This window comes from Actinomadura nitritigenes (genome assembly GCF_017573545.1).
Classification (GTDB): domain Bacteria; phylum Actinomycetota; class Actinomycetes; order Streptosporangiales; family Streptosporangiaceae; genus Spirillospora; species Spirillospora nitritigenes.
Map to the genome: position 1 here is coordinate 107,925 of NZ_JAGEOK010000035.1, position 9,597 is coordinate 117,521.

Genomic DNA, 9,597 nt, shown 5'->3' on the forward strand with positions numbered 1-9,597 from the left:
ACGGGCGCGCTCTCCTGGACGGCCGGTCGCCGGCGGGACGGCGGCCAGGCGGTTACCAGGGGGAGCCGGCGTCGAGGATGGCGTGAGCTCGGCCGAGCAGGAGGGGGACGGCGGCGCCGATCTGGTCGAAGCCCTCGCCGACGGTCGCGTTCTGCAGGAAGCGGGCGTGGATGCCCTCGAGGATGACGGCGAGCTTGAAGCACGCGAACGCGACGTAGAAGTCGAGGTCGGCGAGGTCGAAGCCGGTCAGCTCGGCATACCGCTCGGTGAACTCGCGGCGGCCGAAGAACCCGTGCGCGGCGGTGATCGTGGCGCCGACGGGGAGCTGCTCGGCGTCGCCCGCCTCGGCCCAGTAGACGAGGGTGAGGCCGAGGTCGGACAGCGGGTCGCCGAGCGTCGACATCTCCCAGTCCACGACGGCGGCGATCTCGGGGCGCGGCTCCAGCCGGGCCAGGGCGTTGTCGAGCCGGAAGTCGCCGTGGACGAGCCGGGCCGGGGCGTCGGCGGGGAGCCGCTCGGCGAGCCGCGCCACGAGCCGGTCGTACTCGGGCAGGTCGTGGGTGTTGCCGGTGGCCTTGATCGCGTCCTGCGAGCCGTCCCACTGCTTGCCCCAGCGCTTGAGCTGCCGGGCCATGTAGCCGGTGGGGCGGCCGAAGTCCTCCAGGCCGGCGGCCTTCACGTCCACGGTGTGGATGGCGGCGAGCGCGCCGGCGAGCGCCTCGCTGAGGCCGCGCGCCTGCTCGGGGGTGAGGTCGTCGGCGTCCTCGCGGGTGCGCAGCACGCGGCCGTCGACGAAGTCCATGAGGTAGAAGCGGGCGCCGATGACGCCCTCGTCGTCGCAGAAGGCGAGGGTGCGCGGGACGGGCACGGAGCCGGCGTCGCCGAGCGCGGACAGCACCCGGTACTCGCGGCCCATGTCGTGGGCGGTCGGCAGGACGTGCCCGAGCGGCGGCCTGCGCAGCACGATCCGGCGCCCGCCGGCGAGGGTGAGCCCGTAGGTCAGGTTGGAGCGGCCGCCCGCGATCAGGTCGATCGCGCTGATGCGGCCGGCGCCGGGCAGTTCGCGGGCCAGCCAGTCCGCGAGGCGGGGGGCGTCGATGCCGGGCACCCCGGCCGGAAGGTCAGCGTCAACGGTCATGACCCACCATTAGAACGCGGCTCGGTCCGGGCCGTGCAGCCGACCCCCGGGGTGCGGTCCCCGGCGGCGCCCGGCCGGGAGGGTTTGTGCGCTCGGTAACGCCTCGGCCACATCCGGACACCGGCCGTGGGCGGTAAACCGGATCCCCATCACGGTGGTGACCTGCGCCGATGATGTCCGAAATGCCGTTAAACCTCCGAGGCACTGAAACTTGCGGAGAAAACGGGTTTGCTCGGGTGGATTCGGAAGACGCCATGGGTACGCCTCTGCATCGACTGCCGCGAAGAGTGGGCTTCGTCGTGGTCGCACGCGCCGGCCGTTGTTCCCAGCCCGTGGCGGCAAGCTGGACTTATGGGTCCCGCTGGGCTAAGAGAAGAGGACTAGACCATTCGGGGCTAGACCGCCCGATTGGGGGGACGCAACCGTGGCAGACGCATGGCTGCCGGGAGCCGGCCGCATGCCGGCACGACAGGACGGTGGAGCGCTACGGGGAGGTGCGCCCCGTGCCGTATGGCTGTCCGGTGAGTGCGATCCCCGCAGCGTCTCGGCGCGCTCGGCGGCCGCCGACCTGCTGAAGGAGGAACGGCCGCCGCACCTGGTCTGGCACCCCGGCTCCGGGGACGTCGTCCAGCTCGTGCCCGCCACCCGGGCGGCCCTCCTGCTCGGCCCGCCGGCCGGCCGCGAGGGCCGCGCCTGCGTGCAGATCATGGTGGTCGGCCAGTCGCGGGTGCCGTTCACCAGCTCGCTGCTCCTCGGCGTCGAGGCGATCGTCGCGTGGCTGGACACCTGGGGCGTCGCCCGCCGCTGGCCCGCCGGTCCCCCGCTGCCGTCGCCGCAGTCCTACCACGCGCTGCGGTCCCGCCGGGACTGGGCGCGCGGCGGCCACTTCGGCGCCTCGCAGGTGCCGCTGGCCGAACGCCCCGACCCGGGCGGCATCGACATCCGCCGCATCACCGGCCCCGAGACCCCGGTCGCGCCGATCCCCGCGCCCCGCGCGCCGATCCCCGAGCCGCCCGGCGCGCCGCTGCTGCGGGCGCGCCCGCCCAGGACGGCGCCGCTGCCCACCCCCCAGTCGACCCCCGACCATCCGCCGCCGCAGGGCGACCCGGTGCCGGTCGGTTCGCCGGCGCTGTCGAACTAGGTCCCGCCGCGGTCTCCCGCGGCTCCGGCGCCCGGCTCAGAGCGGGGCGCCGGGCGCGTCCTGCCCGGCTCCCGCCGCGTCCTGCCCGGCTCCCGCTGCGGACCGCACCGCGGAATCCGCGGACCGTGCCGCGCACGCCAGCTCGCGGACGATCGCGCATCCGGCCCGCAGCTCGGCGGGGCTGCCCGCCGAGCCGTAGCCGACGACGAGCCCGCCGAACGAGCCCGGCCCCGCGTGGTGGCGCTCCAGCGGGTCCACCAGGACGCCGCGGCCCGCCGCGTCCCGCGCGACCCGCTCCGCGACCGCGTGCGGCAGGTCCACGACGAGGTGCAGCCCGGCCGTGTCGCCGCGCAGCCGCAGCCCGTCCAGCGCCCGCACCACGACCTCGCGGCGCCGCGCGTACTCCCCGCGCATCCGCCGGACGTGCCGGTCGAGGTCGCCGCGCTCGAGGAACAGCCGGAGCGCGTGCTGCGGGACGACCGCCGTCCGGTCGTTCAGCTCCTCGCGCCGCAGCGCGATCGCCGCCACCAGGTCGGGGCGGCCGACGAGCCAGCCCACGCCCATGTCCGCGGTGAGGATCTTCGCCGACGTGCCGAGGTAGACGACGGCGTCGGGGTCGAGCCCGTACAGGGCGGGCAGCGGCGCGACGTCGTAGCGGAACTCGCCGTCGTAGTCGTCCTCGGCGATCAGCGCGCCGGTCCGCCGCGCCCACGCCAGCAGCGCCTGCCGCCGCGGCACCGGCAGCACCCCGCCCATCGGGTACTGGTGGGACGGCGTCGTGTACACCAGGCGCAGATCGTCCGGCAGGCCGTCGACGATCAGGCCGTGCTCGTCCACCGGGCACGACACGATCTCGGCGCCGCGCCCGGCCAGCACCGAGCGCGCGCGCCGGTACCCCGGCTCCTCCACGCCGACCCGGTCGCCCGGCCGCAGCACCGTCGCGGCCAGCAGGTCCAGGCCGTTCGTCGCGCCGCGCGTGATCAGCAGGCCGTCGACCGGGCAGACCACCCCGCGGCTGCGCCGGATGTACTCCGCCAGCGAAATCCGCAGCTCCGGCACCCCGTGCGGCTCCTGCCGCTGCTGCGGCGGCATGCCCGCCGCGAGCCGCCACGCCCGCCGCCACGCCGGGGTGTCCAGCGCACCGACCCACGCCATCCCCGGCCGCAGGTCGACCTCGCCCGGCCGGGCGGGCCTGCGGGCGCTCCCGGCGAGGTCGCGCGGCGGCTCCCGGCCCGGGGCGGGATCGGCGGCGACGCCGTCCGTCACGTACGTCCCGGACCCGTGCCTGCCCTCCAGCCAGCCCTCCGCGTACAGCTGCTCGTACGCCTCCGTCACCACCGTCCGGCTGACGCCCAGCAGCGCGGCCAGCGCCCGGCTCGCGGGCAGCCGCTCCCCCGCGACCAGCCGCCCCTCCCGCACCGCGGCCCGCAACTGCCCGACGAGCTGGGCGTTCATCGGCTCGGCGGCGGTCCGGTCGATGGTGAGCGGCAGATCGATCGACAAAGTGGTCTCCAGCTATCTGTTCCAAGTGGCCCTACTGACCAGGCCACTCGCGTCCTAGCGTAAACGGACATGAAGCCGCTTTCCGCCACGCCCCGCACCAGCCTCGGCCGCTACCCGGAACGGTCCACGTCCGACCGCGCCGTCCTCCACGAGATCCTCGACGCCGGCCTGATCTGCCACCTCGGCCTCGTCGTGAACGGCACGCCCCGCGTCGTGCCCACCTGCTACGGCCGCCAGGGCGACACCCTCTACGTGCACGGCTCCACCGGCGCGTCCAGCATGATGACGGCGCCGTCCCAGGAGGTCTGCGTCACCGTCACCCATCTCGACGGCCTCGTCCTCGCCCGCTCGCTCTTCCACCACTCGATCAACTACCGCAGCGCGATGATCTACGGCGTCCCGTCCCCGGTGACCGGCGAGGACGAGAAGCTCGCCGCCCTCCGCGCGGTCACCGAGCAGGTCGCCCCCGGCCAGTGGGACGTCGCCCGGCGGCCCACCCGCAAGGAGCTCGCCGGCGTCGCCGTCCTCGCCCTCCCGCTCGACGAGGCGTCGGTCAAGGTCCGCCAGGGTCCGCCCGGCGACGAGGACGAGGACTACGCCCTGCCGGTCTGGGCCGGCGTCCTGCCCGTCCGGCAGGCGTTCGGCGCCCCCGTCCCCGACCCGGCCCTCGCCCCGGGCATTTCCGTCCCCGCGCACATAGCCGCCCGGTAACTCGATGCCCCGCGCAGTCGTCCATGGTCGTAGGGTGAACCCCATGAACGAGCGGCTCGTGTGGATCGACTGCGAAATGACGGGACTCGACCTGCGCGCCGACGCGCTCATCGAGATAGCCGCCCTGGTCACCGACAGCGAGCTGAACATCCTGGACGAGGGCGTCGACGTGATCATCAAGCCGCCGCCCGAGTCCGTCGCGCAGATGACCAAGGTCGTCCGCGACATGCACACCACGTCCGGCCTGCTGGAGGAGCTCCCGGGCGGCATCACGCTGCCGGAGGCCGAGGAGATCGTGCTGAACTACGTGCGGTCCCACGTCAAGGACGCCAAGAAGGCCCCACTGTGCGGCAACTCCATCGCCACCGACCGCTCCTTCCTGGCCCGCGACATGCCCGCCCTGGACGCCCACCTGCACTACCGCATGGTGGACGTCTCCTCCATCAAGGAGCTGGCCCGCCGCTGGTACCCCCGCGTGTACTTCGCCAGCCCGGAGAAGAAGGGCGGGCACCGCGCCCTCGCCGACATCACCGAGAGCATCCAGGAGCTGCGGTACTACCGCGCCGCCGTGTTCGTCCCGCAGCCCGGCCCCGACTCCGAGACGGCCCGCGCGCTCGCCGCGGACATCTCGGCCGGCTGACGCCCTTCACGGCTGACCCACTCCCCGGGAGCCGCTACACTACTTGGAGCCGGGAATGATTCCGGCCGCGGTGGGTGTAGCTCAGCTGGCAGAGCACTTGGTTGTGGTCCAAGATGTCGGGGGTTCAAGTCCCCTCACTCACCCCAGGCGAGAGAAGCCCTGGTCGTCATGACGGCCAGGGCTTCTTCCTTTCCCCCCACGCAAGGAGATCGCCATGTCCTACGACCCGTCGGTCCGCACGGACGTGCCCCCGCCCGGCGAGCTGTGGGCCCGAGGCGTGGTCAAGGCCATGCTCGCCCCCTACCTCGACGACCGCGCCGGAAGGCTCCATGTGGACGGCGGCGGCCTGCGCACCGACGACATCGGGAACGGCTACTGGGCGCTGAGGTGGGTCGAAGGCGGCCGGGCGGTGCTGTACGGCTATGACAACGACTACCCGGACACGCACATCCAGGACCTGCCCGCCGACCTGCTCGCCGGAGGCCCGGCGTGGCTGCCCTGGGAGTGGCTCCAGGACCTCCTGGTGAAGGAGGGCTGGTCCGTGGCGTTCCTGCGCTGGTGGGACGGCTCCTGGGCCGGTGCTCCGATCCCCGAGGACGTCGACGACGGGCTGCCGATCATCCTCGCCGACGACGCCGTGAGCATGGACGGGATCATCGGCGAGGACGGCTCCCCCTCGGCCGGCGCCCACCGGGACCTGATGCGCGCGGTGACCTCGGGAACCGTCGACCAGGCCGCCGTCGAGGCGCTGCTCGCCGCGCTGGACCTGCGGGGAGGAGACGCGCGAGAGGCGCTGGACGTCGCCGCCCGCGCGGGCGTCACGCGGGACGCCGTCCTGCCCGAACTGCCCGCCGGCCAGGGCGAACCGCCCGGCCGCCGCGTCCCCGTCGTCAACGACGACCACCTGCCGGCGGTGACGGCCATGGCGGCGCGCGAAGGCGTCCGGATCGACGAGCCCTCCGGCGGGGCGCCCCTCGCGACCGTGCCGCCCCGGTTCTGCTTCAACGGTCCCGAGAGGGCCCCGGCACCCTGACCCAGGGGCTCCGAACCCGGCGGACCGGGGCCTTCGCCTGGACGGCGCGCGCGCTCGTTCGTTGGCTCAGGATGATCGGACGGTTATGCTCCGTCCTTATAAACGCCAACGACACCCCAAGGGCGACGGATGAGTGTCGATGAGACCGCCCCACTGCGCGTACTGGTGGTGGACGGCGACGCCCACGTGCGGGCCGATGTGATCTCCCTGCTCGACGGCAGCAGCGAACTGCAGGTCGTGGCCGAGACCCACGACGCCGCGGCGGCGGTGCCGCTGGCGGAGCGGCTGCGGCCCGACATCGTGCTGCTGGACGTCGGCGCCGCGCACCACGCGACCCCGCTCAGCCGCTCGTCCCGGGTGTTCGTGCTGGCCTCGGCCGACGACGGCCCCGCCGTCGAGACGGCGATCCGCGGCGGCGCCTGCGGCCACCTCGTGCCCGGCGCGTTCACCGTCCACGACCTCATCCGCAGCGTCCGCGACGCCAACCGGGTCTCGCTGGGCCTGTCGGCGCGCGAGGCCGAGGTGATGGACCTGATCGCCACCGGCCGCTCCAACGGCGAGATCGCCCGGCAGCTGTTCCTCAGCGAGAAGACGGTGAAGAACCACGTCAACCGCATCTACGGCAAGCTCGGCGTCAGCTCCCGCGCCACCGCGATCGCGCTGTGGCGGGGCATCGTGAGCGTCCTGCCGGGCAGGGAGTAACCGATTCGCACTGGTCCGCGGGTCCTGCTACTGTTCTTCCTGTCGCCAGGGACACCGGCCAAGGCCGGAGGCCCTAGAGACAGGCGCCGTTAGCTCAATTGGCAGAGCAGCGGACTCTTAATCCGCGGGTTCGGGGTTCAAGTCCCTGACGGCGCACGCGCTGGCCCTCCATGGTCGCGAGCAAGGCTCGCTGCCCGGAGGGCCTTTCTCTTTTCCGGGGGATGACCCTCTGGAACCCCGCCGGACGGCAGAAAGCGGCGATCTCCGCATGGAGACGCCGCTTTCGCCGGTTCCGGCCCGGTCAGCGGGCGCCGTCCGCGGCGACCGACCCGAGCCAGAGCAGGTCGCGGGCGCGGGTCATGGCGACGAACAGCTGCCGCCGGGCCAGCTCGGCGCGCTCCCGCGCTGCGGCGTCCGCAGCGGTGGCGTCGGCGAGGCCGGCGTCGTGGTGCGGCAGGAAGACGTGCTTGAACTCCAGCCCCTTGGCCCGCCGGTAGGTTCCGAGCTTGACCGCCTCGACCGGCCGCCCGTCGTAGCTCTCGAGCCGCAGCACCGGGATGCCCGCGCGGGTCAGGAGCCGGTCGTAGCGGCCGATCTCCCGGCGCGAGGGGCACAGCACCACCGCGCCCGCCCACGGCCCGGAACCGTCCGGCTCCTCGTCCGCCAGCGCCCGGAGCGCCTCGACCAGCCTGCGGTCGTGCTCCTCGTCGTCCGCGGCCTCCACCCGGACGACCCGCCCCTCGTGGTACGCGAGGTCGACGGCCCGGCGGCCGTTCGGGCTCGGGCCGTCCAGGTCGTCGAAGGGGTCGCCGGACACCAGGTCCATCGCCGCCTCGAGGATCGCCGCCGCGTTCCGGTAGTTGGTGCGCAGGACGGCGCCCCGGCCCTTGACCGCGATGCCGGCGTCGGCGAGCCGGAACCCGCCCGGGTACACCGCCTGCTGCCCGTCGCCGATCAGCAGCAGCCCATTGGGCCCGTCGCCCGCCAGCGCGTCCAGCAGCTTCACGCCGACGAGCGTGAGGTCCTGCACCTCGTCCACGATGACGGCCGAGTACGGCGGATCGGCGGGCCGCTCCTCCAGCTCCGCCAGGGCCGCCAGCAGAACGTCGTTGAAGTCGCCGACGCCGCGCTCCTCGCGCAGCAGCTCGTACTCCTCGTAGAGGAGCCAGGCGGCCTCCCGGTGCACGGGCTGAAGCGCGGTCCGGCGGCCGTGCCGGGCCACGGTCCGGTACTCCTCCAGGGACGTCAGCCCGCGTCCCTTGATGACGTGGTCGATCTCCTCGCGCCAATACCCCGGCATCGGGTCGATCTCGGCGAGCGCGCTGCCGCGGCCGATGGTGAGCCAGGCGCGCGAGAAGGCGTCGTCCGCGCGGGCGGCGTTGAGCGGCACCTCGGCGCCGCGCTCGGCGAGGAACCCCGTCGCCCAGCCGTGCAGGCTGGAGAACTCGACGCGGTCGGCGAACACGCCGGCCATCCGTTCGAAGAGCCGCCGCTGCACGCGCGGCAGGTTGTTGACGAAGGTGACGTAGAGGACGCGGTCGCGGCCCCGCCCGGCGAGATGGGCGGCCCGGTGCAGCCCGACGACGGTCTTCCCGGTCCCTGCGGGGCCGCTGATGCGCGCGGGCCCGCTCCAGTCCCGGCGAGCGACCGCCACCTGGTCCGGGTGCAGGAACGTCATCCACCGCTCGATGGGCGCGTGCAGGAGCGACTCCAGAGCCGCCTTCTCGACCTCGTCGGTCGCGAACAGGGCCGCGCCGTCGTCCTCGAGGCCGGGACCTCCGGTGCCGCCCTCCTTGAGCGCGGCGGGCTCGTAGGCGGGGAACGCCTCCGCCAGGTGCGCGGCGACGACGCCCACCAGCGCGGGCGTCAGCCGCTTCGGCTCGGCGACCAGCGCGTGGACGAGGTCGGGATGGCCGAGCAGCCGGACCCTCCCCACGCGCGTGTCGAGGCGGTGCCCGGCGAACGCCATGACCGGGACCAGCGCGACCGGCGACAGCCCCAGCGCCGCGACCTCCTCCTCGGCGGTCCGCGTCATCGCCAGCAGCTTGCGGATCTCCTCGTCCCGGGGCACGCCCCCGGCCGCCAGCCGGCCGTCGCCGACGACCGGGCGGTCGTGCCAGCGCTTGACGTCGATGACGAACACGCCGCCGGGACCGACGAGGATCATGTCGATGTTCGCCGCGCGCGTCCCCGGCCAGCGGCGGTCCACGAGCAGCCGCCAGCCGACCGCCGTCAGCCCGACGAGCGTGGCGGCGACCGCCCGCTCGGCCTCGGCGGCGGCCTGCCAGCGTCCGGCCAGCCGGTAGGCCTCGCGGGAGCGCCGGGCCAGTTCCAGCGCCTGCTCGCGGGCGCGCCGTCCCCGTTCCCCGGCCGAACCGCCTGCCGCCATCGCCCCGCCTTCGCTCGGCATCCGGATCCCGCCAAGAAGTTACGCTCTTCCCCGATCAGCGGCAATTGTCGCCGCAGTGCGGACCCCCTCGGACGTGACGGACCCCGCTCTCGTCCGGGGACGGGAGCGGGGTCCGATGATGGGGGGAGTCGGGGGGTGCCTGGGGGGTGCCTGGGGGTGTTCGGGTGGGGGTCACCTGGCGGGCCGGGTCACCCGAGGGGCTTGGGGGTGCCCTTGGTGCCGGCGCCGTGGCCCCAGGACAGGACTTGGTACTTGACGCCCTTGAGGTGGCCGGCGGAGGTGCCGGTGTCGTACTTGCTGGTGGGCTTCTTGCCGTCGA

The 9,597-nt window shown here is 74.1% G+C and carries 8 protein-coding genes and 2 tRNA genes; 7 read left to right on the forward strand and 3 right to left on the reverse strand.

The window, feature by feature from the left end:
- Window positions 1–52: 52 nt before the first annotated feature.
- Window positions 53–1,138 (reverse strand): phosphotransferase family protein, encoded by a 1,086-nt coding sequence (locus J4557_RS39775; RefSeq protein WP_208271985.1) that lies wholly within the window; start codon window positions 1,136–1,138, stop codon window positions 53–55.
- A 457-nt stretch (window positions 1,139–1,595) separates the two neighbouring features.
- Between J4557_RS39775 and J4557_RS39780 the strand changes: the two genes are divergently transcribed.
- Window positions 1,596–2,279 (forward strand): hypothetical protein, encoded by a 684-nt coding sequence (locus tag J4557_RS39780; protein ID WP_243777085.1) that lies wholly within the window; start codon window positions 1,596–1,598, stop codon window positions 2,277–2,279.
- Window positions 2,280–2,315: 36 nt separating this feature from the next.
- Here the strand turns inward: J4557_RS39780 and pdxR are convergent, their stop codons facing one another.
- Complete coding sequence (gene pdxR / locus J4557_RS39785) at window positions 2,316–3,782, reverse strand: MocR-like pyridoxine biosynthesis transcription factor PdxR (protein ID WP_307800481.1); 1,467 nt, start codon at window positions 3,780–3,782, stop codon at window positions 2,316–2,318.
- A gap of 69 nt (window positions 3,783–3,851) precedes the next feature.
- Between pdxR and J4557_RS39790 the strand changes: the two genes are divergently transcribed.
- The 6 genes from J4557_RS39790 (at window position 3,852) to J4557_RS39815 (ending at window position 7,024) form a co-directional block, all read left to right on the forward strand.
- Complete coding sequence (locus tag J4557_RS39790) at window positions 3,852–4,493, forward strand: pyridoxamine 5'-phosphate oxidase family protein (protein ID WP_208271986.1); 642 nt, start codon at window positions 3,852–3,854, stop codon at window positions 4,491–4,493.
- A 43-nt stretch (window positions 4,494–4,536) separates the two neighbouring features.
- Entirely contained in the window at window positions 4,537–5,133 is a 597-nt protein-coding gene (gene orn / locus J4557_RS39795; RefSeq protein WP_208271987.1) for an oligoribonuclease, read from the forward strand.
- Window positions 5,134–5,203: 70 nt separating this feature from the next.
- Window positions 5,204–5,279 (forward strand) — tRNA-His (locus J4557_RS39800).
- Between the two features lie 68 nt (window positions 5,280–5,347).
- Complete coding sequence (locus J4557_RS39805; RefSeq protein WP_208271988.1) at window positions 5,348–6,166, forward strand: hypothetical protein; 819 nt, start codon at window positions 5,348–5,350, stop codon at window positions 6,164–6,166.
- Between the two features lie 129 nt (window positions 6,167–6,295).
- Window positions 6,296–6,868: a response regulator transcription factor gene (locus J4557_RS39810; RefSeq protein ID WP_208271989.1), complete on the forward strand. Its 573-nt coding sequence runs from the start codon at window positions 6,296–6,298 to the stop codon at window positions 6,866–6,868.
- An 83-nt stretch (window positions 6,869–6,951) separates the two neighbouring features.
- Window positions 6,952–7,024, forward strand: a tRNA-Lys gene (locus J4557_RS39815).
- 145 nt (window positions 7,025–7,169) lie between these two features.
- Here J4557_RS39815 and J4557_RS39820 read toward each other — a convergent pair.
- Window positions 7,170–9,257, reverse strand: coding sequence for a nuclease-related domain-containing DEAD/DEAH box helicase (locus J4557_RS39820; RefSeq protein WP_208271990.1), 2,088 nt, complete (start codon window positions 9,255–9,257; stop codon window positions 7,170–7,172).
- Between the last annotated feature and the right edge of the window lie 340 nt (window positions 9,258–9,597).

Bases quoted from the DNA above. Each gene is read 5' to 3' on its own strand.
- J4557_RS39775 (WP_208271985.1), bottom strand. From the start codon at position 1,138: ATGACCGTTGACGCTGACCTTCCGGCCGGGGTGCCCGGCATCGACGCC.
- J4557_RS39780 (WP_243777085.1), top strand. From the start codon at position 1,596: ATGCCGGCACGACAGGACGGTGGAGCGCTACGGGGAGGTGCGCCCCGT.
- J4557_RS39790 (WP_208271986.1), top strand. From the start codon at position 3,852: ATGAAGCCGCTTTCCGCCACGCCCCGCACCAGCCTCGGCCGCTACCCG.
- J4557_RS39820 (WP_208271990.1), bottom strand. From the start codon at position 9,257: ATGGCGGCAGGCGGTTCGGCCGGGGAACGGGGACGGCGCGCCCGCGAG.
- J4557_RS39805 (WP_208271988.1), top strand. From the start codon at position 5,348: ATGTCCTACGACCCGTCGGTCCGCACGGACGTGCCCCCGCCCGGCGAG.
- J4557_RS39810 (WP_208271989.1), top strand. From the start codon at position 6,296: ATGAGTGTCGATGAGACCGCCCCACTGCGCGTACTGGTGGTGGACGGC.
- orn (WP_208271987.1), top strand. From the start codon at position 4,537: ATGAACGAGCGGCTCGTGTGGATCGACTGCGAAATGACGGGACTCGAC.